The sequence below is a fragment of the Desulfobacterales bacterium genome (genome assembly GCA_021647905.1).
Classification (GTDB): domain Bacteria; phylum Desulfobacterota; class Desulfobulbia; order Desulfobulbales; family BM004; genus JAKITW01.
Genome location: JAKITW010000007.1, coordinates 37656 through 63581, shown reverse-complemented (window position 1 = coordinate 63581; position 25926 = coordinate 37656). Strand labels below are relative to the sequence as shown.

General features: G+C 55.8%; 26 protein-coding genes and 2 pseudogenes. 2 read left to right on the top strand and 26 right to left on the bottom strand.

What is annotated here, in order from left to right; genetic code table 11:
• Window positions 1-1029: 1029 nt before the first annotated feature.
• From L3J03_02405 to L3J03_02300, 22 genes and pseudogenes are all read right to left on the bottom strand, one after another.
• A complete protein-coding gene (locus tag L3J03_02405; GenBank protein MCF6289842.1) occupies window positions 1030-1953 on the bottom strand; it encodes a hypothetical protein in 924 nt (307 codons plus the stop codon).
• Between the two features lie 219 nt (window positions 1954-2172).
• Window positions 2173-2751 carry a DsrE/DsrF/DrsH-like family protein gene (locus tag L3J03_02400; protein ID MCF6289841.1) on the bottom strand — a complete coding sequence of 193 codons (579 nt, stop codon included), beginning with the start codon at window positions 2749-2751 and terminating at the stop codon, window positions 2173-2175.
• 365 nt (window positions 2752-3116) lie between these two features.
• A complete protein-coding gene (locus L3J03_02395) occupies window positions 3117-4604 on the bottom strand; it encodes an outer membrane protein transport protein (GenBank protein MCF6289840.1) in 1488 nt (495 codons plus the stop codon).
• Window positions 4605-4717: 113 nt separating this feature from the next.
• Window positions 4718-4954 carry a sulfurtransferase TusA family protein gene (locus L3J03_02390; protein ID MCF6289839.1) on the bottom strand — a complete coding sequence of 79 codons (237 nt, stop codon included), beginning with the start codon at window positions 4952-4954 and terminating at the stop codon, window positions 4718-4720.
• A 220-nt stretch (window positions 4955-5174) separates the two neighbouring features.
• Window positions 5175-5273, bottom strand: a pseudogene (locus L3J03_02385) (winged helix DNA-binding protein).
• A pseudogene (locus tag L3J03_02380) lies at window positions 5271-5435 on the bottom strand (hypothetical protein). The pseudogenes L3J03_02385 and L3J03_02380 overlap by 3 nt, the downstream one beginning before the upstream one ends.
• A gap of 365 nt (window positions 5436-5800) precedes the next feature.
• On the bottom strand, window positions 5801-7747 hold the full coding sequence (locus L3J03_02375) for a KamA family radical SAM protein (GenBank protein MCF6289838.1): 1947 nt from the start codon (window positions 7745-7747) through the stop codon (window positions 5801-5803).
• Between the two features lie 619 nt (window positions 7748-8366).
• Entirely contained in the window at window positions 8367-9038 is a 672-nt protein-coding gene (locus L3J03_02370) for a phosphatase PAP2 family protein (protein MCF6289837.1), read from the bottom strand.
• Window positions 9039-9108: 70 nt separating this feature from the next.
• The gene (locus L3J03_02365; protein MCF6289836.1) at window positions 9109-9303 is read right to left on the bottom strand and encodes a DUF2892 domain-containing protein; all 195 of its coding nucleotides are present in this window, start codon (window positions 9301-9303) and stop codon (window positions 9109-9111) included.
• A 15-nt stretch (window positions 9304-9318) separates the two neighbouring features.
• A complete protein-coding gene (locus L3J03_02360) occupies window positions 9319-12546 on the bottom strand; it encodes an efflux RND transporter permease subunit (protein ID MCF6289835.1) in 3228 nt (1075 codons plus the stop codon).
• Complete coding sequence (locus tag L3J03_02355) at window positions 12539-13660, bottom strand: efflux RND transporter periplasmic adaptor subunit (GenBank protein MCF6289834.1); 1122 nt, start codon at window positions 13658-13660, stop codon at window positions 12539-12541. Before L3J03_02355 ends, L3J03_02360 begins: the two co-directional genes overlap by 8 nt.
• On the bottom strand, window positions 13657-15009 hold the full coding sequence (locus L3J03_02350; protein ID MCF6289833.1) for a TolC family protein: 1353 nt from the start codon (window positions 15007-15009) through the stop codon (window positions 13657-13659). Before L3J03_02350 ends, L3J03_02355 begins: the two co-directional genes overlap by 4 nt.
• Window positions 15010-15063: 54 nt before the next feature.
• Window positions 15064-15351, bottom strand: a complete 288-nt coding sequence (locus L3J03_02345) for a metalloregulator ArsR/SmtB family transcription factor (GenBank protein MCF6289832.1) — start codon at window positions 15349-15351, stop codon at window positions 15064-15066.
• Between the two features lie 313 nt (window positions 15352-15664).
• Window positions 15665-16093 (bottom strand): type II toxin-antitoxin system VapC family toxin, encoded by a 429-nt coding sequence (locus L3J03_02340; protein MCF6289831.1) that lies wholly within the window; start codon window positions 16091-16093, stop codon window positions 15665-15667.
• A complete protein-coding gene (locus L3J03_02335) occupies window positions 16090-16323 on the bottom strand; it encodes a type II toxin-antitoxin system Phd/YefM family antitoxin (protein MCF6289830.1) in 234 nt (77 codons plus the stop codon). Before L3J03_02335 ends, L3J03_02340 begins: the two co-directional genes overlap by 4 nt.
• A 234-nt stretch (window positions 16324-16557) precedes the next feature.
• Window positions 16558-16947, bottom strand: a complete 390-nt coding sequence (locus tag L3J03_02330) for a hypothetical protein (protein ID MCF6289829.1) — start codon at window positions 16945-16947, stop codon at window positions 16558-16560.
• A 53-nt stretch (window positions 16948-17000) separates the two neighbouring features.
• Window positions 17001-17546, bottom strand: coding sequence for a hypothetical protein (locus L3J03_02325; protein ID MCF6289828.1), 546 nt, complete (start codon window positions 17544-17546; stop codon window positions 17001-17003).
• Window positions 17547-17879: 333 nt separating this feature from the next.
• Complete coding sequence (locus L3J03_02320) at window positions 17880-18464, bottom strand: DUF4276 family protein (GenBank protein ID MCF6289827.1); 585 nt, start codon at window positions 18462-18464, stop codon at window positions 17880-17882.
• Window positions 18457-19770 carry an AAA family ATPase gene (locus L3J03_02315; protein MCF6289826.1) on the bottom strand — a complete coding sequence of 438 codons (1314 nt, stop codon included), beginning with the start codon at window positions 19768-19770 and terminating at the stop codon, window positions 18457-18459. Before L3J03_02315 ends, L3J03_02320 begins: the two co-directional genes overlap by 8 nt.
• Window positions 19771-19893: 123 nt before the next feature.
• Window positions 19894-20070, bottom strand: coding sequence for a hypothetical protein (locus tag L3J03_02310; protein MCF6289825.1), 177 nt, complete (start codon window positions 20068-20070; stop codon window positions 19894-19896).
• A gap of 50 nt (window positions 20071-20120) precedes the next feature.
• Window positions 20121-20411 (bottom strand): DUF86 domain-containing protein, encoded by a 291-nt coding sequence (locus tag L3J03_02305; GenBank protein ID MCF6289824.1) that lies wholly within the window; start codon window positions 20409-20411, stop codon window positions 20121-20123.
• Window positions 20392-20700 carry a nucleotidyltransferase family protein gene (locus L3J03_02300; GenBank protein MCF6289823.1) on the bottom strand — a complete coding sequence of 103 codons (309 nt, stop codon included), beginning with the start codon at window positions 20698-20700 and terminating at the stop codon, window positions 20392-20394. Before L3J03_02300 ends, L3J03_02305 begins: the two co-directional genes overlap by 20 nt.
• Before the next feature lie 346 nt (window positions 20701-21046).
• Between L3J03_02300 and L3J03_02295 the strand changes: the two genes are divergently transcribed.
• Window positions 21047-21205: a hypothetical protein gene (locus tag L3J03_02295; protein MCF6289822.1), complete on the top strand. Its 159-nt coding sequence runs from the start codon at window positions 21047-21049 to the stop codon at window positions 21203-21205.
• Between the two features lie 175 nt (window positions 21206-21380).
• Here the strand turns inward: L3J03_02295 and tcmP are convergent, their stop codons facing one another.
• The 4 genes from tcmP to L3J03_02275 form a co-directional block, all read right to left on the bottom strand.
• Entirely contained in the window at window positions 21381-21665 is a 285-nt protein-coding gene (gene tcmP, locus L3J03_02290; GenBank protein MCF6289821.1) for a three-Cys-motif partner protein TcmP, read from the bottom strand.
• 89 nt (window positions 21666-21754) lie between these two features.
• Window positions 21755-22723: a DUF4263 domain-containing protein gene (locus tag L3J03_02285; GenBank protein ID MCF6289820.1), complete on the bottom strand. Its 969-nt coding sequence runs from the start codon at window positions 22721-22723 to the stop codon at window positions 21755-21757.
• 26 nt (window positions 22724-22749) lie between these two features.
• Entirely contained in the window at window positions 22750-23364 is a 615-nt protein-coding gene (cysC, locus tag L3J03_02280; GenBank protein MCF6289819.1) for an adenylyl-sulfate kinase, read from the bottom strand.
• A gap of 70 nt (window positions 23365-23434) precedes the next feature.
• Window positions 23435-24067 carry an SH3 domain-containing protein gene (locus tag L3J03_02275; protein ID MCF6289818.1) on the bottom strand — a complete coding sequence of 211 codons (633 nt, stop codon included), beginning with the start codon at window positions 24065-24067 and terminating at the stop codon, window positions 23435-23437.
• A gap of 230 nt (window positions 24068-24297) precedes the next feature.
• Between L3J03_02275 and nadB the strand changes: the two genes are divergently transcribed.
• Window positions 24298-25923 carry an L-aspartate oxidase gene (nadB, locus tag L3J03_02270; protein MCF6289817.1) on the top strand — a complete coding sequence of 542 codons (1626 nt, stop codon included), beginning with the start codon at window positions 24298-24300 and terminating at the stop codon, window positions 25921-25923.
• Window positions 25924-25926 lie beyond the last annotated feature (3 nt).

Here is a 25926-nt window from a genome sequence, read left to right as displayed (position 1 = left end):
TGCCGAAGTTGTTTCAAATTCCGTTTTTGCCGTCACGGCCGCGGCTCAGGGTCCGCTACACCGTTCGGTATAAGAAAACCCCTTTCCCGGTCCAACCTCAAACGTACGGGGTTTACCGAAACCTTACATACTCCTAAAGACAATTTAAACGGTAATTTCCCAACACCTCATAAACAGTCACCGCCATGGACCTTTTCCAAGTCGTCAGCTCTTCAAAAGAAGTATACCCCGTTTTCTTCTTCCTTGAAACTTTTCCACCCTTTGTATGTAACGGACGACACTGCTCTATACGAACATGACGGCTCAGTCCGTATACAATGCACTTGTTGCTGAAGGATGGCCCGAAAAATCGTTACCGACTGTTCGCACTATTTCCAATATTTTAAATCGGCATGAGTACCGATTGCGCACAGTGGCCAAAAGGTGATAGTTGATAAGAGGTGAGGTGATAAGAAATCGCTTTTCGGCCCGCGCCCAAAAACAGGGCGGCCATGATGGTCCACCCCGACTCCTGCCCCATAAACCACCTATAATGACTTTACGCGCGGACTGTCAACAATAAATCCAGAAGGCCAACGAGATACTACGCGCAACCAGACCCCAAAAAGCCAAAAATCCGTGTCAAACGGACATACATCCCCGCCCGCCCGAATTTTTACAAAAAAACAGACTCAGTGCACCGTGATGAACGGCTCTTCGTACTGCGGCCGACCCGTCGGGGTCAGGCTTGATATCTTGACACTTGAGGGCAAGAGGTATCAGGGGATCGGTTGACCAGCGACAATTTTTCTTCCGGGAGGAATTTTGTCGGTCTCGCAACAACCCGCTCGACGGACGTGATTCGTCTTGTAACTTGTTGATTTTATTGGGTGGCATTTGAAGCCTTCCGGGTTGTTACGAGTTCATCAATTTTAATTGTCGCTGGTCACATTGTCGATTCAGCAGCCACCGGCTGCCGGAAGGGGATGGTGGCGGTTTGTTAGCGCCAAGGCGAGACTCCGGTGCGCTGCCCGGTGATCGCTGACGAGACTACTTGCCGGCCACTGCTTCCAGGGCAACCTTGATCCCCTTGGGCGAACTCATGATCCTGGTGAATCCGTGGGTCCCGGCCATGGAGGTATCGGGAAAATAAACCGCAATCCGGTACCTGCCGCGCAGGGCAATGGCCTGGTTGCCCTTGATCATGATCTCATAGGGCAGGTAGGCAATGGAACGCGGGGTCTTGTAATCAATGATATCCAGGAGTTCCTTATCCGTGTCCTTGGCGCCTGAATCAGGGCCGTCGCCCGTGGGAATCCCCACCCCGAACAGGGTGACCTCCTGCCCGTCCAGATCGATCCGGTAAACCATGCTGGTGCCGCCCTTGCCGGCACGCAGATTTTCCTCCACCACGGCCACTGCGGTCTGGTAATCGGCAAATGAATTGAGCACCGAAATATCGTCAAAATAGGGCATAAAGGGCGCGTAATGATACCTGCCCGGGGCCAGTTTCTTCTCCTTGACCCCCTGGGCGCCGAACTCCTCCTCCCGGCCCAGGGCCGCGGTCAGGGCCGTACTCACCTCGGCCAGCGGGCCGAGCCCGTAGGCTGCGCCCATGTAAGCGGGATTCACATACGATACCTGCAGGACCCCGTCAACCTCGGTGACCGCCACCCGCTGGGCCAGGCCGAATCCGCCGTTGTCCGCAACTTTTTTTGCTGCCGCGGCAATCAAGGCCGGATGGCTGGCGCAGATCACCGTGGCCCCGGCAAACGGAACATAGCTGCCGACCACGGTGAAGCCCTGGCCCTGCAGGGCGGTTTTGACCTGGTCTGTCACTGCGGCCGAATCACCGGTCAAGGTCCGGCCGAGGACAAACGGTTTGAGAAGTTCGGCCCGGGCCATGGGCACGCAGACCAATGCAAGATACAACAGGGAGATGAGGATAAAAGAGATACGGGAACTTTTTTTCATGGCAAACGACTCCTTATAGACTGTGTTTTCCTGAAACCACGCACCGGGGCTGAAACCACGGCAGGCGGAAGCGGATTGCAACGGGGCGGTTGAAACCCCGGCCGCCGGCCGCCGGCAGAAAAAAGATGAGGGGAGACCCGAGGGCCTCCCCTCGGGGAGGGAAAAAACATTGTTCCCGCCGGGGGAGCGGAGAACAATGCAGGGAGGGTGTTGCAAATATCAGATGAACAGGGTTACCTGACCGTCGTAGGCATCGCCGAGCATGGCCGCCACGCCGCCGAACTCAACGCCGTCCAGCAGGTCGCTTTGCTTGATGCCCATCAGGTCGACGCTCATCTTGCAGGCCACTATCTTGACCCCGTACTCCCGGGCCATGTCGACCAGCGACTCAAGCTGCTCGATGTTATGCTGCTTCATCATGAACTTGAACAGCCTGGGGCCGATACCGCCGAAGTTCATCTGCGAGGTGCCGAGTTTGCCGGCCCCCTTGGGCCGCATCATCAGGACCATTTTCTCGAAAAAACCGCGGCCGGCGGTGTTGAAATTGGATTTCTTGATCACGTCAAGGCCCCAGAAGGTAACAAAGATGGTTACTTCCCGGCCCATGGCAATGGCCCCGTTGGCAATGATAAAGGCGGCCATGGCCTTGTCGAAATCACCGCTGAAAAGGACCAGGGTCAGGTGGTCTTCCTTGCTCTCCAGGGCGGCGATCCTGTCCTGCAGTTCCTTGACCTGCCCGGCCACCGCATCGATGGCCGCGGGTTGCGCGGCGGTCTGGGTTGTAATTTCCTGTTCCATGATATAACTCCCTGGGCTTGCCGCCCGACTCTCTGTTTCAATTTTGTCGGTCTCGCAACAACCTGCTCGACGGACGTGATTCGTCTTGTAACTTGTTGATTTTATTGGGTGGCATTTGAAGCCTTTCGGGTTGTTACGAGTTTATCAATTTTGTCGGTCAAATAAAGCCGTGATTGCGGGAACCCGGCACCGGATTCCCGCAATCCGGATATCCGCTGGTAGTGTCTATCCAGAAATGAGGAATTTCGTTCAAGATCAAGGAGCGCGAAAAAAATAAGCGCAGGCATATATGTGATATTCCGAGCATTATTTTTTGAGCATGACGCCGAGATTGGACGAAAGGGCCATTTCTGGACGGGCACTGGTTAGAAGCGGAGGGTATACATTATCTGTCCGCTCCACTGCTCATGCTCCGAAACAACCGGGGCACCAAAGGGGTTGGGGTTGGCCGCCTCGACTTTCAAGGCCCTGGACACGGCAAGATCAATGCCGGAGTTCTCGCTGAGGCGGTAGCCGAGGCCCGCGGTCACATGACTCTCTTCAATGGCCGGGAACAGGTAGTTCAGATAGGTGTCGGGTACCGGGTTGGTGGCGTGATTATAACCGGCGCGCACGATCAGTTCCTTGTTGACCCGGTAGGCGGCGCCCAGGGCAATCACGGTCTGGTCATCCCATTGCTGAAACAGGGTGGCGGTCATCTGCGATCCACCGAACCCCGCGGCCAGGCCGCTCTGCTGCGCTGCCGGGTCCGCGGTAAAGGCCATGGTGAAATCCTCCATCACGTCGGACCACATGATCCGCTTCACATCAACCGCCAGCAGCAGGTCCTTGGTGGCCTGAAAGGCAACCCCGACTCCATAGGTCTCCGGCCACTGGAAGTTCCTGACCGCGATCTCGCCGGTGACCGGGATGAGCATCGTCGCGTAGGTGCCGCTGGGAGCCCCGCCCCCAGCTATCCCGGTATCGACATTGGCGCTCATGGTCACCGTGGCGTCATCGGTCTTCAGGTCACTGAGACTGGTCTTGCTGTGGTAGGTGGCGCCCAGGGTGACCGTGGGACTCACCTTATAGACCATACCGATCTTGCCGGCCACGCCGTAGCCCTTGGCCTCGCCGGTAAAGTCGCTGCTGTTGGAGAAATCAAAGCGGGCCCAGTTGACCGGACCGGTCGGATCCAACAAGGTGCCGATACTGGCCACCAGGCCGTTAACCATGGTGCCGGTGGCCGTGCCCTGGGACTGGGTGCCGCCCAGCGCCGCCACCATGTCGCCGAACTCCATGCCGGTCATCGCCATTTTGACGTCCATCCCGGCCCAGACAAAATCAAAGCTGCCGCCGATGGTCAGCTTATCATTGACATCATAGGTTAGCGGGATCATTGCCCGGCCGACCCCGACCTCGGAGCGGACCACATCGCCGGAGCCCTTGGCCAGGAAGGAGGTGGCGGAAAACTCGGCGCCCATCCCGCCCTGGCCGAATACCCCGAAGCCATAGGTGAGGCCGCCGTTCTTGTTTGTCCAGCCGACCGCCGGCATCAGAAAAAGGTCGGCCGCCGAATGGGCATCGGCCTGACCGGTCTGTTTGGTGTCAACATTGGGGGCCAGGAAACCAAAGGCCAGGTCAACCCGGTTCCCCTGGTCGCTCAGGCCCAGGGTGGCCGGGTTGTTCATCATCGCCGCCGTGCCGTTGTCATAGGCAAAGGACGCGCCGCCCATTCCCAGGGCGATGGGGCCGTACCCTTCCAGGTTCATGCCGTTGGTCGCACCGGCATCACCGGCGGTCAGGCCGAGTGCCGCGGTCATGACCAGTGCGCCGGTCAGGCCCAACATCTTCCGATAGCTTTTCTTCTTCATTCAGAACTCTCCTTTTCTTTGGAAATAACAGGTGCCGAAAGGTGGCGCCGTACAACCCCTCACCTTCCCCAATACGGCCCGGTCCGGCCTTTGCCGCGGCCAGGCCCTTGTTCTTACTTCTTCTTGATGATAAAGGTATAGACGTCGCCGTTCTCGCTGGTTTCCAGCAATTCATCGCCGGAACGTTTCAACAGGGCGGGCATATCGGATTTGGAACCGGCATCGGTTATTTCAACCTTCAGGACCTTGCCGGAGTCGATCCCCTGGAGCGCCTTCTTGGTTTTCAACATCGGCATCGGGCAGTTCAACCCCCGCAAATCAACGACCTGATCAACTGTAATCTCACTCATCTCCTTACTCCTTTATTCGGGTTTCTTTTGTCAGCCTTACCAGGCTTGTTTTATGTTATGAATCAACTTCCGCGGCCCCTTCCCACATCCTGGCCTTGACCGATTCCATTGCCGACCGTACCAGTTCCAGCGCTGAAATCACCGCCGGCCGCTGGGCCGACTCGATCCGCCCCAGGAGCTGGCGGTGCAGATGAAAAACAAAATCCTCGATCTGGCGAACCTTGCGCTGTCCCTCCGGGGTAAGGCTGACCAACTTGACCCGGGCGTCATTGGGATCCGGCGATCTCTGGACCAACCCCTTGCGCGCCAGGCTGTCGATGATCACCGTGGCCCGGCTCTTGGCCACCTCCATTTTGGCGGCGATCTCCACCCCGGCCAGATACCGGTGTCCGTCAAACAGGGTCAGACATTTGAGTTCGGACGGGGGCAGACCGAAAAGCTTTGCCTCCAGATAGATCCGCTCCTGGCAACAATTATTCATATCATGAATAAGTTCCTGGAGTTTATTGGTCTGATATTCGATCAATTGCGGATCGTTATTCCCCTCGGTGTCGTTCATAAAGTGAACTATATTTCCCTTAAGAAACTTTGTCAACCAAAAAAAGAAAAGAATAAAATCCCGAGAAAACTACATGGGCAAAGGAGATAGAGAGAGTTTGCGGCAGGATGCCCACAAAAAAAAATAATGCACTGGGTGCACGACCAGCAGGACCAGTTGTGTGTCGGCAGCTACTGAGATGAACAGCGGAAAGGAGTTAACAGTATGAACGGTAAGAAGCGGGGTGCCGGGCTACGAAAAAACATCCCGAAAAGGGCGGGTGGGTCTCGGAGAGGTGGGGGCAGGGGCTAATAATAATACCAGATGGTCCGGTAATCGCGGATATCCTCGCCCCGGGCCGCCAGTTCTTCCAGATAGTCGTAGATCGGGATATCGATATAATTATAGGGCGGCACCGGGGTGATGTTCTTTTCCCAGGGATGGAACTCGTAGACCCGGGAGCCGTCGGGCATGATCATCACCAGCCGGTGATCCTGCCAGGCCCGCAGATGGTTCTTGCCCAGCCGGGGCACGTTGAACACCGGCTCGTCGGTCCGGTCCAGGCCGGGCAGCAGGCGGGCCTCCTCCTTGCGTTCCTGGAGAATCCGGGCAATCGGCACCATGTAGCGCCGGGTCTCTTCCTTGCCCTTCATATTAAAGGTGTAATAGGGGTCCACCCCGATTGAGCGCAAATCCCGCCTGAACTTGGCTGACTCGAAACGGCGGGAGTTCTCCATGGTAAACACCTGCTGGTTGTAAACCGAGATCCCGGCCCGGCGGATCCGTTGGACCGCGCCCATGGCCTCGGGGGTGATCTCGTAGGGGTGTTCGAAATGGGTGACCAGGGCGATCTCCCGTTGGCCCGGCTCATGGAACCCGGCCAGTACGGCCACCAGTTCATCGGTCCAGCGCATGGGCAGGACCACCGGGGTCCTGGTGCCGATCCGGATCCGGTAGACATGGTCCATGGCCGCCAGGGCGGAGAGAATCTTGTGCATGGTCTTATCGGAGATGATACAGGGATCGCCGCCGGTGATCAGCACGTCGCCCACGCTCTTGTGCCGGTCAAACCAGTCCAGGGCCTGTTCCAGCTTCTTCCTGCCGGCCATGGCATGGGGGTCGAGTACCTGGTCGATCTCCCAGTTGCGCTGGCAGTAGACGCAGATCTGGGCGCAGGTATTATAGGGCTTGAGGATGGCGACCAGGGGATAACGCCGGGTGACCAGATCAACCGGCGAGGTATCGTGCTCGCCCATGAAGTCAAAGATGATGTCCCGGTCGGCCCGGTGCTCGGCCATCATCTTGACATAGTCGGGCGGCGGGATCACCTGGGCGCGGACCGCATGATCATAGCCGATGCCCAGGTGCTGGTCCATCAGGCTCAGGTAATAGGGGGTGATGCCAAAGGGTATCCGGTTGGCCACCGCCTTTTCCACCGCCTCCTGCTGCTCCCCGGTCAACTCGATCAGGTCCAGGAGGGGCCGGGCGTCACGGATGACATGTTTTATCTGCCAGAGATAGTTGTTCCAGTCCTCTTCCGTGCCCTTGAAATATTTCAGGATCCGTTCCCGGTTCACCCGCCGCCACTCCCGCACATCCGGTTCCAGGCCGGACGGATATTTCTTGAAATATTTCAACACGGTGCCACCGATCCCGTCCAGGAGTTCCATCCGCGGTTCCGCAGCCTCGCGGCCATGGCGCCGCAGAAACTCAGGCACCCCTTTCCTGGTCGCCCGGGTATCGAGATAGATGTTGGCCCGGCCGGTCACCCCCCGGAAAAGATTGATGAACTCGAGCAGAAATCCGGCGGACACCTCGCTTTTCAGGGCATCACGCCGATCACCGGCCAGCTTCCACAGGGCGTCCAGGGCCGAGGTCTGGCAACGCTGCTCGTTGATCGGCCCGATGATGCTCTTAAAGACCCGGATGCTCTCCCGCACCGTGGCCTTTTCCAGGATATGGAGATCATTGTCAAGGTCGAATACCCGCCGCTCCGCCTGTTCGAGAAAGGTGAAAAGGGCCTGCCGGGCCGTTTCCAGGTCTTTGGCCCGGCGGAGCAGCTCGTGAATCTCGGGACTTGCCTGCCAGAGCCGCTCCAGGTAGGCATTGTAATCGACCTCAAAACGCGGCTTGACCATGGCCACCGCATCGCTGAACACATCGTCGATGATCCGGGTCCGGGACCATTGCCGGCCGGTTGTCTGTTTACTCTTTTTCAAAGGCCCGCCCCTGGCCTGCTTGCTCTTTGCCGACATCTTTTCCTCCCCTGTCGCATTACCGGATCGCTTTTTTCCAACAGACCAGCTGCAAACATCAACGCATAAGCGTGTATGTTGCCGGAGTTACCAATTCAACTTAACAACCACCGTCTGAAGACGGTGGGTTAACTTAACGACTGAAAGTCGGGATACGGGTCCAAGACCCGTTTTTGACGTGCTCGTGCTCGTGAACGTGAACGTACTCGTACACGAACATAAGTGCCCTTGGCAAACGACAAGTCCATTTATCGAGCGACTCTCCTTGATAATCCATCCTGCTTGCTCGCAACATATTTATTTTTTTCTTGTCTCGGATCACGTTTACGTTCACGAGCACGTTCACGAGCACGAAGTAAAAAAACTCTTCCCTTCCAACCGGATTCCATTGGAAAGGATAAATCTTCCCGCCTGAAGGCGGGGCTTTAACCTTAACTGGGACCAGTAAATCTGTAGCCCCTGGTGAACGGTTACCAATTCAAGTACCATCCTGAACTCCCGGCTGTGGCATAATTGAAAAAAATCCGCCCGCGGCAGTGCCACGGCAGGCGGATTCGTTGTCAGCGTTTTTTTTATTTTACCAGATTACCGGGATTCCGGCATCTGCTAAGGCACGGAGTCATGGTTCGCGGTCAAGGGCGAGCAGGGCGGCAAGCAGGGCCCCGGTGAGATAAACAATGCCGCCGGCCCACAGGACATCGCTTAAGAAATGGCCGCCCTGGAGAATACGGGCCGCCCCGGTCAGCAGTCCCCAGCCCAGGCCGAGCAGCAGGAAGGAAACAGCCACCCGGCGCGAACGCGTCCGATAATAGAAATAAGGGGCGATCAGGAAAAAAGCGACCGCCGCATGGCCCGAGGGGAAGGAGCTGTTCGGCCCGGAATCACCGGGCCGCAGGATATGGGTATACTGGTGTTGACCGCCGAATTCGACAATTTCACCGGGCCGGGCCCGGCCCCAGTTGTCCTTTAAGACGACATTGACGATCAGGCCCGGCCCCAGGGCCAGCAACAGAACAAGGAACAGGGCGAAGCGCCGGTACTTCAGCAGCCGGGGAACAAAAGAACCGGCCAACAGACAGAGGGCCGCACCCCCGGCCAGAAAGATTGCCGGCAGGTTGGCGTAATTGTAGATCGCCTTCCAGAAAACACTGCCAACCCCGGGCCAGCGGTTGTCCGGCCCCACCACCAGCCGGGCCAGGCCGAGATCGGCACCGGTCAGCCGGATCAGCGCGGTGCAGAGAATCAGCCCGCTGCCGACTATCAATAACTCCAGTTTTAATCGTTTTGCCATGTCGGCAATTTACTTACCCGCAGCAAATATTAAAAACAAGTTTTTTTGTCCCTTCCGTCCGGGGCGGCAGCTAGCGCGCCTCCGGCACTCCGGCCTTTTTCAGGACAACAGCCACCGGACAGAATCCGGAAAAGCCGTACTGAAAGAGGTTGAGCCCGACAAAGCCGGTCATGAAAAACCAGTAGGGGCTCAGCCAGGTGCCCAGGGCCACGCTGAGCAGGATAAAGACGCCGGCCAGCACATGGATCCAATCGTTTACAATCATGGGTTTTCTCCTTTATTATGACTGTTCATCATCATTATCACCGTTAGAATCCCGGCCCGCCAGGGGGCAGGGTCTGTTTTTAAAGAACTGGTAGTAGAGAAGCGGCACCGCGATCAGGGTCAGGCCGGTGGCGGCCACCGCGCCGAACATCATCGCAATGGCCAGCCCCTGGAATATCGGATCGAAAAGCATTACAAAGGAGCCCACCACCACCGCGGCCGCGGTCAGGATAATCGGCCGCATCCGCACCGCACCGGCCTTGATCAGGGCCTTTTTCAGGTCGCCGCAATCGCGCCATTCCATCTGGACGAAATCCACCAGCAGGATCGAGTTACGGACAATGATCCCGGCCAGGGCGATAAAACCGATCATCGAGGTGGCGGTAAAAAAGGCGCCGAACATCCAGTGACCGGGCAGGATCCCCACCAGGGTCAGCGGGATCGGCGCCATGATCACCAGCGGGGTGATAAAACTCCTGAACCAGGCCACCACCAGGATGTAGATCAGGATCAGCACCGCGCCAAAGGCAATGCCCAGGTCGCGGAACACCTCATAGGTGATGTGCCACTCGCCGTCCCATTTCAGCGAATATTTATCCTCCAGCCAGGGCTGCCTTGCCGAATACTGGGCCAGTTCGTAGCCCTCGGGCAATTCAAGCTCCTTTACCCGCTCCTTCATCTCCAGGATGGCATAGACCGGGCTCTCCTTGGCACCAGCCACATCGCCCACCACATAGGTGACCTCTTTCAAATTCTTATGGTAGATGGTCTTGTCCTCGATCCCCTGCCGGACAGTGACCAGGGAGGAGAGCGGGATCAGTGTGCCGTCCGCCGCCGGCACGCTTATCGCCCGCAGGCTGTCAATATCGGAGCGCTGAGCCCGGGGCAGCCGCAACAACAGTTCCACCGGCTCCTTTTCCCGCTCATAATGAACCAGGCCTACGCTCATGCCGCTCAAGGCCATCCGCATGGTGGCAGCCACGGTCTTGGTAGAGATCCCGTGCAGGGCCGCCTTTTGTCTGTCCACCGCAAAGGTGAACTTGGGCTGGTCGTCCTCCACATACCAGTCCACGTCCACCACCCCGTCGGTGGTCTCAAAGATGTTTTTGATTTGTCCGGCGATCTCCTGCCGCCGGGCCTGGTCCGGGCCGTAGATCTCAGCCACCAGGGTGCTCAGCACCGGCGGGCCGGGCGGGATCTCGGCCAGCTTGATCCGGGCCTGGTATTGGTCGGCAATACTTTTAAGCCCCGGCCGGAGCCGCTTGGCCAGCCCGTGGCTCTGCACGTTCCGCTCGCCCTTGTCCACGAAGTTCACCTGGATATCAGCCACGTTGCTGCCGGAGCGCAGGAAATAATGGCGGACCAGACCGTTGAAGTTATAGGGCGCGGCCGTGCCGATATAGGACTGGTAGTTGGTCACCTCGGGCACTGACTTGAGATACTCGCCCAGTTCCCGGGTCAGGGCCGCGGTCTCTTCCAGGGTCACGCCCTCGGGCATATCGATGATCACCTGCAGCTCGCTCTTGTTGTCAAAGGGCAGCATCTTGACGGTGACCTTTTTCAGGGGCACCAGGCTCATGGACAGGACCAGCAGCAGCCCCACCGTGGCCAGCACCAGCAGCCGGCGCAAGGGTTTTTCCATGAGCGGGGCCATGATCCGGTAATACCAGGTATAGACCCGGCCCGACTCCTCGTCCAGCTGCCCGTCATGACGGACGTTCTTCAATACCTTGTAGCTCAGCCAGGGGCTGACGATAAAGGCCACCAGCAGGGAAAAGAGCATGGCTGCCGAGGCCCCCACCGGAATCGGCCGCATATAGGGCCCCATCAGCCCGGAGACAAAGGCCATGGGCAGCAAGGCGGCAATCACCGCAAAGGTGGCCAGGATGGTGGGATTGCCCACCTCCTCCACCGCCAGGATCGCGGTCAGGGGCGAGGGTTTCTGCAGCTTGAAATGGCGGTGGATGTTCTCCACCACCACAATGGCGTCATCCACCAGGATACCGATGGAAAAGATGAGCGCAAACAGGGTCACCCGGTTGAGGGTATAGCCGTAAAGATAGTTGATCAACAAGGTCAGCGCCAGGGTAACCGGGACCGCCACCCCCACCACCAGGGCCTCGCGCCAGCCCAGGGTCAGGGCGATCAGGATGATCACCGAAATGGTGGCGATGACCATATGCTGCAACAGCTCGTCTGACTTCTCCTGGGCCGTTTTCCCGTAGTTGCGGGTCTCGCTGATCTCGATCCCGGCAGGGAGAATGGAACCCTGCAGGGCCTCAACCTTGGCCAGGGCCGTCTTGGCCACCTGGCTGGCATTGGCCCCCTTTTTCTTGGACAGGGCCACGGTGACCGCCTCATATTCACCGCTGGCAACGTGTTCCCCGGCAGGACCCTGGCCCATGAATACGTAACTGGCCGGCTCTTCGGGGCCGTCACTCAGCTCGGCCACGTCGCGCAGATAAACCGGCCGGCCGTTGAAGACGCCGACCACCACCCGGCCGATCGCCTCAAGATCGGCCAGGAACTCGCCGGTTGACACCAGAAACTCGCGGTTGCCCGCGGAAAAGGCGCCGGAGGGCAGGACAACATTGGCCTGTTGCAACTGGCCGATGATCTGTAATGCGGAGATATTATGGGCCTTGAGCCGGGCCGGATCAAGGGAGACCATGACCCGGCGTTTCTGGCCGCCGATCACCGAGATCTCCGAGACCTGGGGATCCTTTTTCAACTCATTGGCCAGTTCCACCGCCACCCGCCTCAATTCAAAGCCGGTGGTGCGTTGCTCCCTGTCCCACAGGGTCAGACCGAGGATGGGCACATCGTCGATGGATTTGGGCTGGACCAGGGGCTGGGACACCCCGGCCGGGATCTTATCCGCATTGGCCATCAGCTTGTTGTAGAGCTTGACCAGGCTGTCCTCCATGTCCTCGTTGACATAGAAACGGACAATGGTCAGATTCATCCCGGGCCGGACAATGGAATAGATATACTCCACCCCCTTGATCTCCCAGAGGAACTTCTCCATCGGCCGGGTCACCCGTTCCTCCACCTCCCTGGCCGAGGCCCCGGGATAGCTGACCATCACATCGATCATCGGCACCACGATCTGGGGCTCTTCCTCGCGCGGGGTGACGACAATGGCGAACACGCCCAGGATCAGCGAGGCAATGACCACCAGCGGGGTCAACTTGGATTTGATAAAGGCCCGGGCAATTCCCCCGGAGATACCGATCTTACTCATGGCTGTTATCCTCGCGCAGAATACCGCCGTCGGTTACCCCGGGCAGCCCGTCCACGATTATCCGCTCGCCGGGCTTCACCCCGGCGAGAATCTCCAGTTGGTCGCCATATCGGCGGCCAATACGGATCAGCCGATAGGTGACCACCTGGTTGTCGTTCACCACATAGACCCCGGTGAGTTGTCCCTTTTCAACCACGGCCGCGGCCGGCAGGAGCAGGGTCTTTCTGGTAGCCACCGGAATCCGGACCCGGACGAACCGGCCGCTCTTTAAATCCGTTCCATCCACTTTAATCTTGACCGGAAAGGTACGGGAACGCGGGTCGATGGCCGATACCACCTCGCTGACCGTGCCGGACAACTCTTGATCCTGCTCCGGGATGCTTATCCGCACGGCCATGCCCGGAACAATCTTGCCGGCCTGGATCTCGGCCACATCGGTTTCGATCCGGAACAAGGAGGTGTCCTCGATTGTAAAGAGGGGTACTCCGGGCAGGGCCATGCTGCCGGGATCGATCATCCTGGCCGTGACCAGCCCGGCCACGGGCGCGATGACCCGGGTGAAACCAAGACCGACCTCAGCCTCCCTGACCCCGGCCGCGGCCCGGGCCACCATCTCCAGGACCCGCTCGTATTCCAGAACCGCCACCCGCTTGGCAGTGGCCATCTGGTCCAGTTCCTGTTGGGCCAGGGCCTTCTCAACAAACAGGGCATGGTAGCGGTCATAGGTGATCTCGGCCAGGTGCATATTCTCCTTGGCCGCGGCCAGTCCCTTGACCGCCTGCCGGTGCCCGGCCCGGGCCTGGGCCACCTTCTGGGTCATCTCCCGGTTGTCGATCTCCGCCAGGAGCTGGCCGGACGCAACCCGGTCGCCGGCCTTGACATGGACCGCAACCACCGCGCCCATCATCCGGCCGGACACCATGCTGGTGTTCCTTGCCTTGACGGTTCCCGAGGACTCGGTTATCACCTCCACCTCGGTCAGGGCCGCCGGCTCCAGCCGGACCCCGGTGATCTCCGGCCGTTCCGCCGACACCCGGGCCTCTTCCTTGCCGTTGCCGCAGCCGGACAGGGCCAGAACCATGAGCGCTGTTGCCAGCACCGCTATTCTCTTCATTTGTTCGCCTCCAGATTCTCTTCTATTTGCAGATCCGCTAAAATCGTTCCACTCTCATATCCCAGCCGGATACGGGCCAGTTCATACTCCAGGGTCCGGGCAACCGCATTGGCCCGGGCCTGGTCCAGGCTGACCTGGGCGTCAAGGAGATCCACCATCGGCGAGAGCGAGTTCTCGTACCGGATGGCGACCAGCCGGCTGCCCTCCTCGGCCGAGGCCAACGCTGCCCGGGCCATCTCGCGTATCTTGCGGCTTTCCTCCACTGCCAGGTAGGCCTCGTATACCTGGAAGGAGGCCGCCTTTTTCAGACCGGCCAGATACTCCCGGGTGGCGGCCAGCTGATGGTGGGCCTTTTGTTGTTCATGGGTTGTTCTATTGCCGCTGAACAGGTTCCACTTGAGCCGGGCCATCAACTGCCAGCTGTTGCCCTCGCCCTGAAACGGGGAGGTATGGTCGTTTATCTGATAGGAAGAACCCACTCCCACTGTGGGCAAAAAACCGGTCCTGGCCAGCTTGATCCCGTTTTCAGCATTGGTTCGCTGGTGCTCCATGGCCTTGATATCATCCCGGCTGCGGGCTGCCTCCTGGTAGAAGCTCAACTCGCGGAGCGGCAGATCCAATACCCCGGCCGAGGTCACCTCCAGGGAGTCTTCGCTGCCGGTGAGCAGTCCCAGGGAACGGCGGGCCACCGCCAGATTCTTGCGAACGCTGACCATTTGCTGCTCAGCCCTGGTCAGCGCGGTGGCGGCCCGGAGGGTATCTGAATAAAGACCCAGGCCGTTCTTAAAACGAAGTTCGGCTATCCGGAGATGCTCGGCCGCGTCCTGCCGGCCTTTTTCCGCCACTGTTACATATTCCCGGGCCGTGAGCGCCATCAGATAGGCCCGGGCCGTATCCATGGCCACGGTCTGCATGGTCCGCTTGAGTTCCCGGCGTTGGCCGGCATGGGCCTCTTTACTCATTGCCAGCCCCAGTTGGGCGGCCGGGGCATAGAGCGGCTGCTCCAGGGTAATGGAGCCCTGGAAATCATTGATCGGCCGGGGATCATTCAGGGCCGGGATGGCGAAATCCCGGGCCGTGAACCGCTCCTGGTTGAGCTTGGCCATGAATCCGTAGGTGGGATTGGAGGTGCGCATGAACCGCTCCTCGAATCGTACGCTGGGCAAGAGATGACTCCTGGCAATGGCAATCTCTTCATTGGTGGCGGCCAGCAGGTCCCGGCCGGCAATAATCCGATGATTATTGGCCATGGCCAGGGCCACCGCCTCCTTGAGGCTGACGGCCGCGGCAGGTAGTGCCTGCAGACCCAGCAATAGAAAAATAACCGTCAATACGAGGTATCGCGCCATATCCTTCCTCTTTGATTTTCTTTTTTAAAAAAGCCGCGGCCTGGTCAGTGCGGCTCACCTAACGGTGCAGAACAACCGCTCCATGGCATTAATCAACTCCACCACCCGCTGGTCGATAATCCGGCTGTAGATGAAATTTGCATCCTTGCGACTGCCGATGATCCCCTGGTTGCGCAGCACCGACAGGTGCTGGGAGATATTACCGTTGCTGGTCTTGATCTTGGCGAGAAGATCAGCAACGGTCAACTCCCGGTCCTGGAGCAGACAGAGGATCTGCAACCGGATCGGGTGGGCAATGGATTTCAGGAGACCGGCCATGGTCTCGATCTGTTCTTTCCGCATCAGTACCCCGCTCAAGTAATTTGCAATTTAACTTAATGCTTAAATTCCCCCTTGTAAAGTCCTTTTGTAAAAAAAATCATAAATCCCGCTATCCGCCGGTCCCGGGCGGGTATGTAGCGCCGGCTGCAATGGACCGGCCATTGTCAAGGCGATCGTCCAGGCCCACCACGGCGAGACCACGGTCAGGCGGAAGGACGGTCAGACGGTCCGGGAAGCTGTTTTGTTGTAACCCTGCCGCTGCAACAGGGAGTTTCACGGGATGGGGGGTATTTTGTACTAGGGGGTGTGGGGACCGGGGGAGAAAGACCCCCGGCTATCCGGTTGGTTGGCCAAGGAACTCGCTCCGAAGTCCTGAATTTATGGCCGCATCCAACTGTCTTTGGTCTGAGGTGATAAATAGGTCTGCCTTCCACTCCAGGGCACAGGCAAGATGCAAGGCGTCCATGGCATGTAACACATTGCTCTCCAAGAGTTTGACTGCGCGTGAAATAACCGCGGGAGTGAGCTGCAGGACAATCGCATCCCGGATATCGTCCAGCAATTGCCTCTTGGCCTTGCGATAGTCTCTGCCCGTCAAGGCGTGTTCCCGCAATCGCCGGTTTAGACCGGAAACGATCTCGGGAATCAGAATAACGCAGAGGGCCAATTCGGAAGCATGCTGGAGCAAATCATCAAGCTTATCGCTGCCGACTTCCTGGATGTATCTTTTGGCAAACGAGGAAGAATCAACTGCCAGCCTCATTGACCGTCCTCACGTTCTTCCAGAATAGCAGAAGACAGGTCACTTCCATGGATTTGCAACTGGATTCCCGGTTTCTTCCATGAAGGTGTCCGGCGGGCCCCATCGGAAAATGGAACTACTTCGGCCACTGGTTTTCCACGACGTAAAAGCACGAGTGTCTCTCCATGTTCCACTTCTGTAATGAAACCTGAAGCTTTCTTGCGAAAATCTGTAAATGTTATCGTTTTCATTATAATATCTCCTTATGTGCGCACCTGAATGTACATGTAAGGAGGCAGTGTGTCAAGGTGTCGGGAGCCTCCAGCCTGGCTTGGCGAGGGAGTCAGCCGGATAAAAATATTCTGCCCACCGTTACCCCTGATAATTTCATGATAAACTGCGCCCTGACAAGCGGTGCATGGTTTTCGTGCCATGCTTCAGTGCCAGCTACAGAATTACCCGTTTGCCTGACCCCAGATCCACTATCAGCCCTTTGTTGGCTCCGGATTTCTGTTTTTCAGGAACTTGTGCAATTTTTTACAAGTAGCATCGAAAGACCTGATTTCTGACTCTGTGTAGAGATGCTTGCAATAAGGTCCTCCTTCTTCATCAACGCACTCGGATATTTTCTTCAAGGCCGGGACGTCATATTCTTCATAAAGACTTACTTTGCGTATTGTTTCGCCGCCCAGGAGCCAAAGGTTGTTCACATGGTTTCTCAATGTTCGTTTTGTTAAGCCTGCGGCAATGAGGTGTTCAATAAATGGCCGAAACACCACAAGAATTCCGGCACCGTATGGAACATCTTCTTCAAGGCCCTTCCAGCTATTCGGCCAATTCTCAAAATTACCGCAGAGTTCGTCAAAATCTATCATGATATCCATTATTGCCGTCAACGCAGAGTTTACCGGCGTGCCGTTTTTACACGTCAGTTTGAACGCTTCACATGCAGCCTCGCGACTGCCCGCGCATGACTCGGGGCCATGATGGAGCAGCTTCTCCTTTTATGTAGGGCTCTTTCCCCAAGAAGTAGGTCAAAGTTTGTCGTTACAATCGTTACCGCTCCACCACGGTCGGCAAGGCGCATCAATGCGCGGTGAATTGGGGCTGGCTGAACGTCATGAAAACGCAGTTCATTAGCTACTGACTGCCTGACGCGGCTTTTGCCATGTGACTGCCCATCTATTCGCCGTTCGAGCATTCCCAAGACGACGTCATAATCTTCACGGACAAACCTCCTGACTTCTGCGGCTTGTTGATTGGTCAATCCGAGGTCCGTGCCCAGATGATTGCAGCCTGAGCGCGGGATGTCGGAGATGATAGCATGCACGGCCGCGTCAAGCTGCTTGTAGACTCTGAGCACGAGATCACGGAAGTCGGGCAAATCTGCGGATTGCGAGATTCCGGCACCAGCGATAAAGAGAACTTCGCCACGAGCATGCGCAAGAAGGAGGCGTTCGGGAATAGCCGCCAAGCCAGTTCCCAGAGGAATTACTCGATCATTAGTGACATTATTCCGAACTGAACGGTCCCTTGATTCTCTCATGGTTCTCATATGAACATTTTTTTGCATATGCAAGGTGAGTTAGGCCATCAACTCAAGTAGTTGACAGGCCATTCTCTTGTCCCGGCCTCGCGTGGAATGTGCGGGCATGTCCCCTCCTCCTGCCGGTTCAACAATCCGGTAATTCCGGGGACATGAATTCCGGGGACACCATGCTTAATCTCATTCATCCTTGTTGCCTTCTTTTGCAGCTTCCCCGCCTCAATCAGTTTGATCGCGTCCCTTTTTCATTTTTCGTCAGTTTCATGCCCATTCCTTGAACTTATTACGTATACTTTTGAGGAATTGCCCCAAGGATGGATCGGCCTGCTCCATACGTTCAAAATCCATGGCATTAACAATATCTTCCGCAAACTCTATCCCCCCCAAAGAGGGGTGGACCCCGGCCTGCAACATGGCATCCATTAATATTTTTTTATAGCGCCCCCGTTCACACTTATGATCCGGCGCATCGCACCCTTTACCCATTACTGATTTGAAAGCGGCGGAATCCAGAAGCAGCCACCGTTCAATATGGGGGTCAGGGATGGCAGAAATTAAAATATTCTGCAAATCAGCGGTTACGTCATCTATCTCTTTTTTACGGTCCTGATATCCTCTGCAATTAGCATCTGTCGCCACTACCAGCAGATCAGGAAAGCCAACCCTGTCATTGCGGAGTTCCCTTAAATATGACTTCAGCTCGGCAACTGCCTTGCCGTGTCCTCCGCGAGCGCTAAGAGGAATGATTTTAACCGCCTTGTCTTGTTCTTTTGCGAACCTTTGAATGACCGATGTAATAAAGGCCTCGTGCCCATAATCCTCGACAAACAAAATTATCCTACGCATCAAAATCACCTCTTAAGATACGTTCGGACACCAAGGGTTGCTCCTCCCTGTCGAGCACTTTGTCAATGTCCGTTTTTCTACCTAACGGACCCCAGGTGGTAATAAAAGACTCGATTATTGTTCTATCTTCTTCCTTGCGGCACACAAACAGGCTGTCATTATCAATCATGTCCGGCAAAATCGGTGAATGCGTGGTGACAATAAGCTGGGTATCACCTGAAAGCGTACGGTTTTTTAATATATCGGCAATCATCCTGATTCTTCTTGGGTGGATGCCGTTTTCAGGCTCCTCAAAACCCAGCAAAGCCGACGGTTCCTTTGCTCCTCCCATGGCGGCGAGCAAACCCAGAACGCGCAATGTGCCTTCGGATAGAACCCGGGCCGGAATAGGTGTTTCCCCTTCGATGAGCTTTAAATCGACTTCCCCGAACTCATTTGCATCAACTTCAATGCCGGTGACGTTTGGAATAACCAGATGCAGGGCCTTCTCAACCGCCCTGAACTGAGGGGGATCAAGCACCTTGAGCGTATTCAGAAATGAAGCCAGTTCCTCCCCCATCAGACCTATGTGCCGTACTTCCTTGACCACATTGGAAGCCCGCATACGTTCCCGCGGTTCAAAATAAAAAAAGAACCAGCTTGCCAGCTCCTGCCGGGCGGCAACCAGATGAGGATAGTGCGGGGGATAATGGGGCATGGATAGAATGCTGTGGTCCAAGTAGCAGTCATAATAAGTCGGATGGGCCTGGCCTTCCATGCGGAGATGCAAACGTCTGTTGACTTTTTCTAAAAACGGGCTTCTTTTCCGGCTGATTTCCCCCTGTTTGTTCAATGCTGCAAGATATTCATCCACAACACGCAGGAAGCCTGACTTTGGCAATATTTCCACTTCAATACGATAACGGAGAGATTTTTCACGCACGAATGATTGATTTTTATTGCTCCCTTCATTTTTTTCAGAAGCTTTAGTTCTTTTCATCTCGCGTATTTGACGATTAACGGTATCGACCACACTTTGAGAGAGTTCAATGTCCACTTCGATTGAGAATGAGGCGCTTTCTTTCTTTAGGAGTCCCTTGATGCCGTCCCGTCCAAAAGAGAATGACTCCAAGGGCTTTCCCCGATAAGGAGGCTCAAAGGCTTCCTTTAATGTGCGGCTGGTCACAATTCCGGACAAAAGCTGTAATACATCCAGGAAATTGCTTTTTCCCGCCGCATTCGGGCCAAAGAGGACAGAAAGGGGACAAAGGCGAACTTCCAGGTCAACGAGGGACTTATAGCCTTTTATTTTTATCCTTTTGAGCACATTGACCTCCTGATCAATTTTGTGTGATCATTTTTGTCGGTCTCGCAACAACCCGCGAGACGGACGTGTGTCATGTTGTAACTTGTTGATTTTATTGGGTGGCATTTGAAGCATTTTGGGTTGTTACGAGTCCATCATTTTTAATGATTTTAAAATGCAGACCTCAACGGTCTTGCCGTTCCAGATCAACTCCACTTCCCGGTCATCATCAAACAACAGGAACCGATACTTGTCCGGCAACGGCTTGCCCGCCTTACTCAGCTTAATGGCATCCCTTTTTTCATTTTCCGTCAGTTTCATTACATTCTTTTTCCAGGATCTCCAGTACTGCTTCGCGAAGTGATGGTATTTTATTTTCCACAACATCCCAAGACGATGTCATAGTCGACCCCGAAGTAATCATGGATAAGTCGATCTCTCATGCCCGCCATGGCCTTCCACTGCACTGTCGGATATTTATTCTTCAATTCAGCGGGCACTTTCTTGGAAGCTTCTCCGATAATTTCAATGCTCCTCACAAAGGCACGTCTGAGTGTGCCATTCTTCAGGAACTGCTCATTGCTTAAACTCTGACTTTCGGCCAGCAGATATTCGATCTCATCAAGGATGTGGCGAAAATATTCAAGCGGCAAGGGTGGCATACTCAACCTCCTTGAGGATGTGGGGGCCAAGATACGGACTGAGTGATTCAACGGTGACAAGTTCAATCTTACGCTGCAAAACATCTTCCAGAAAGAAAGACAGCTCCATGAAGGTATCGAATGTCTTTCGACCTGGTTCAAATTCGACCAGCAAATCAATGTCGCTGTCCGGGCGCTGTTCCCCTCGCACAAAGGAACCGAACAACCCTATTTTTTTAACACCTAGTCCTTTCAGATGCGATCTGTTCTGATCGAGCATCTGAAAAACGTTCTGCTTGGTCTCAATCATGATCTTTTTTCACTCCTTATTCAGCGGTGTTGTCGTTCAAATCAACACCCTCCGGCGAATGCCACAGGACATTGCGATTCATATCGGCAACCGAAAAGGTTAAAAAAATCTCGATAGATCACATTGTTCCGGCAGTATACATGATTTCCCGATCAAGATGAAGTCCATGGGGATCAAGAATGCATAGAGCCCCTTTATACTCTTCGTATGTAAGGTTTCGGTAAACCCCGTACGTTTGAGGTTGGACCGGGAAAGGGGTTTTCTTATAGCGAACGGTGTAGCGGACCCTGAGCCGCAGCCGTGACGGCAAAAGCGGAAATTGAAACGACTTCGGCAGGATATGCTTATGGCTTCCGAATCGCCGCCGCGGCGAAGCGAGTTCCTGCTTGATAGCCTGTTTATGAACAGCCGGCCCTTCTCAATGGAGCGGCCGTCGGTAGAAGAAGACCCCTTTCCCGACAGGAGGGGGTTTACTGAATGTTTACCTTCGTATCGCTCCCGGTGAACAACCTTTTGCAACAGGATATTATTGCAGTCAACCGGATAAACAGAAACCTCGTCACATGCTCCGGATAATTGCTCAAGCGCATCAATTTTTTGCATATTCAAATCTGATGAACTCGTAACAACCCGAAAGGCTTCAAATGCCACCCAATAAAATCAACAAGTTACAAGACGAATCACGTCCGTCGAGCGGGTTGTTGCGAGACCGACAAATCTATAAAATGGTATTCCCGGAAGGGCGGATCAATCAAAAGGGCATTGGCTGGGCTGCCAGGGATAAATTCGCCGGTGCTTTTTGAAATATGCTTTCCGGCGCCGGCAAAGGCATCTATATAGATGTGGTATAGAGACGGATTTCTTTGTGATGAAAGAATGTGGGAATAGGCGTTTGCGTATTCCCGCAAGATGTCCAGCTTGACCTCGGACCAGTAGCCAATCTCATCATAACGAAGATCGCTCATTAATTACGCTCCACAGGCTGATTCAATCTGTTTCGTATCTTGAAAACAAAAGGGCTGAATCTCCGATTGACTCTGTTGCTTGAAAAACTTCAGAAGGGCACATCATCATCCCATTCTTCATATTCAGGGTGTGATTCACCCTCGGAAATCCGTGATTGAAAAATATCCAGGGTTCGTTTTGCCACACGCAGCAGTTGATCGAAGGTCAAGATCTCCACCCGATGCAAATGGGAGTTCAAGGTCCTCAGCGCAGCTTGTTGATCTTCATCGCCGTCAACGCCGATGATAATTCTTGCCCTTATCTTGAGAGGATCGATTCGATCCTTGGCAATTATCGTGTCTCTATGCCGCTCGACTTCTTCAATGTACCGATTGACCTGCCCCATTACCTGGCTGAGTTTTGCCGAGGCATAGAAACTATCATGGCTCTTATCATGGTTAAACAAAGGCATGGTGGCCGGAGTTTTTATTTCAACGATTTCCAGGTAGTTGTCAACCGTTCTGCGGAGCATGAAATCCAGATTGTCGTCCCTGGTCCATTTCCTGCGATCCAGAAGTTCACTGTATTCGCTACCGAATATCCACGGATGTCTCTGGAGATGATTTTGATATCTTGTCTCACTTGGGTCGGCGATTTGAATTAATCTTTTCAATTCGTTGAACGCGGACTTATATTGAACGAACTTTGCCGCCACCCCTATATTTTTCACTGCCTCCGGCGTAGAGTTGCTGAATGCATCGACGAACTCTTCTACGCTTATGTCAGATTCTTCAAGGCCTTGCAAAACCTGCTTGGTCAATTCGAGTTTCCGCGGCCCCGGCAGTTTCGGTAACAAATCAGCTAAATTTTCGAATAGTTCATACTGATCTGACGGTATTGCCCTCACTTCGCCAGCTGAGCCGGGATACAATTCCGCCAAGGTGGCGCCCAGGAAATCGAAAAGTATTTTTATCTCGTTAGGTTTTTTACCAAATTTCCAACCTGACAACTCCACGGGTTCTGGATTATCAAGGAAACTTCTTTTCCCGGCGTCGCATGGGCAGTGGCGTGTGTCCACTATCCGGCAGAACAGAACATGGCGATTTAGAATTCTGTTTGACCCTTGATAATCCCCTTTTCCTCCAGCAGGCCCATTACCGCGGCCACGCACTCACCAAGGGGCAGGCGGCCGGTGTCGAGCCGGAGGTCCGGATCGGTGGGCGCCTCATAGGGCGAGGAAATGCCGGTATAATTTTTGATCTCACCGGCCCGGGCCTTCTTGTACAGCCCCTTGACGTCCCGGGCCTCGCAGATCTCCAGGGAACAGTTACAGAAGATCTCGATGAAATTTCCCGGGCCGAGCAGATTTTTTACCTTTTGCCGGTCTTTTTCCAGGGGCGAGATAAAGGCGGTAAGGGAGATGACCCCGGCATCAAGAAAGAGGTTGACCATCTCACCGATGCGGCGGATGTTCTCCCGGCGCTCCTCAACGCCGAATCCCAGGTCACAACAGAGGCCGTGCCGGACATTGTCGCCGTCAAACACATAGGTGCGGCAGCCGCGTTGATGGAGTTCTTCTTCAACGGCATGGGCCAGGGTGGATTTGCCGGAGCCGGACAGGCCGGTGAACCAGAGATTGACGCTTTTATGGCCGTTTGCCTGCTCGCGCCGGGCCCGGGTCACCGTTGCCCGGTGCCAGACCGTGTTGTTATTGTTCATAAATTGTTTCCTGTTGTTTTGCTGTTATTTTTCTTACAAGGATGAACAGAGATGCACGGGTTGTTTCACCCTACCAGCCCCAGACCTTTTCTCGCCGCACCCAGCCGGTGAGGCCCGACCTATGGCGCACCTTGGCCCAGCCTTTTTTTCGGGCCAGGGTCTGAAAAACCGTGCCCGAATCGGCCTGGCCCACGAGTTCATAACCTGATCCGGGACCTTTGCGGATATCAATGCGCTGCGTTTTGTTCCTGGTTTTCTTGACAATCAGATGTGGCCGCCGATCCAATAATTTCCCATGGATCCACCCCTCGTCCCTTTCAAAGTCACGGACCTTGACCCAGTTGCCCCTGGTCCCCCGTACCAGCAGGGGCACGCCCCGGTCCAACTGCCAGCGGACCAGGTATTGCCTGCCCGGACCGGAGCGCATGTTCACCCTCTTCCGGGCCACGCTCACCATGCTCCCGTTTTTAAAAATCGTCTTTGCCCGCACCGGCGAGGCGGCAATCAGGAAGGCCAAGACAAGGAACACCGGAAAAACCCAGCGGGATTTTCCGGTAATATCAGCTAACCGGACAGGATTCATTTCTTTCAGTTCACCGGTCTCCCCTTGAACCGTGGTCCCCATGTCGTTCAAGGTGAAGGGCAGATCCTGCTCAGGGTTCAGGAGGAAAGATTTTACAGTGGCGCGTTGTTGCGCCTTCATTTTTCTGTATTCCGGATAAAGTAGGTATTTTTACTGAAAAAAGCCGGAAGGTGCAAGGTGAAAGGCTAAAGGAATAACCGTGAATTTTGAATGCTGAATGTTGAATTCAGCACTCGTTGCTCGTTACTCGCTGCTCTTCCCTCCCCTTTCATCTTTTCATCCCCGGCTGCTTGTGGTACAGAAGGGAACACTGATCAACCTTGTTTCAACCGTTCGCGACCTGAGCAGCCATGGCATTTACTACGGATTTTCTGATAATCGGCAGCGGCATCTCCGGACTGTCCTTTGCCCTGAAGGCCGCCACCCTGGGCACGGTGACCATTATCACCAAGAAGGCCAAGGTGGACAGCGCCACCAATCTGGCCCAGGGCGGGATCGCCGCCGTGCTCTCGGAGGATGACTCCTTTGACCTGCACATCCGGGACACCATCCGTTCCGGGGCCGGACTGTGCAAGGAAGAGGTGGTGCGGCTGGTGGTGGAAAACGGTCCGGAGCGAATCCGCGAGCTGGTCACCCTCGGGGTCTCTTTCAGCCCGAACGAACAGCAGCCCGGTCATCTTGATCTGGGCAAAGAGGGCGGCCATTCGGCCCGGCGCATCGCCCATGCCCATGACCTCACCGGCCGGGAAATCGAACGGGCCCTGCTGGACCGGATAGCGGCCGACCCGGCGATCACCGTGCTTGAGAACCACCTGGCCGTGGATCTGCTCATTGCCTCCAGGGCAGGATTGAACAGTCCCGGATCTCCTTTTATTGATCGCTGCCTGGGCGCCTATGTCCTCCACCGCGAGGACAACTCGGTGCACCGCTATCTCGCCCGGACCACCGTGCTCTGCACCGGTGGCTGCGGCAAGGTGTATCTCTATACCACCAACCCGGATATCGCCACCGGCGACGGGGTGGCCATGGCCTATCGGGCCGGGGCCAGGGTGGCCAACCTGGAGTTTATCCAGTTCCACCCCACCTGCCTGTATCATCCCAAGGCCAAGAACTTTCTGATCTCCGAGGCGGTGCGCGGCGAAGGCGGCCGGCTGATCGACGAACAGGGCCGGCCGTTCATGAAGAAATACGATCCCCGGGGCGACCTGGCCACCCGGGACATGGTGGCCCAGGCCATTGACACTGAGATGAAAACCAGCGGTGACGACTGCGTTTATCTTGATATCAGCTACAAGCCGGCCCAATTCATCAAAAAAAGGTTCCCGAATATCTACAGCACCTGTCTCTCCTATGGCATCGACATGACCCGGGAACCGGTGCCAGTGGTGCCGGCGGCCCACTACATGTGCGGCGGGGTGGTCACCGACCGCATGGGCCGGACCTCAATCGAAAACCTCTTTGCCCTGGGCGAGACCGCCTGCACCGGCCTGCACGGCGGCAACCGGCTGGCCAGCAACTCCCTGCTGGAGGCCGTGGTCTTTGCCCACCAGGCCTTTGTCCAGTGCCAACAGGACCGGGATATGATCATGGCCCGCGACTTTCCCGAGGTCCTTTCCTGGAGCGCCGGCCGGGCCGAGCCGATCAAGGAAGGGGTGCTGGTAACCCATAACTGGGACCAGATCCGGCGGCTGATGTGGAATTATGTGGGAATCGTCCGCCGGGAGAAACGGCTCAAGCTGGTGCAGAAACGGTTGGCCCCGATCCTGGAGGAGGTGGCCCAGCATTTCCGCGACTACTTTCTTACCCCGGATCTGGTGGAGCTGCGCAACCTGGCCCTGGTGGCGGAACTGATCGTGCAATGCGCCTTGGCCCGCAAGGAATCCCGGGGCCTGCACGCGATCATCGACTATCCGGACCGTGATGATCGCAACTGGCGCCACGACACCGTGCTCTGCCGGAACCCTTCCCATAAGTAAGCC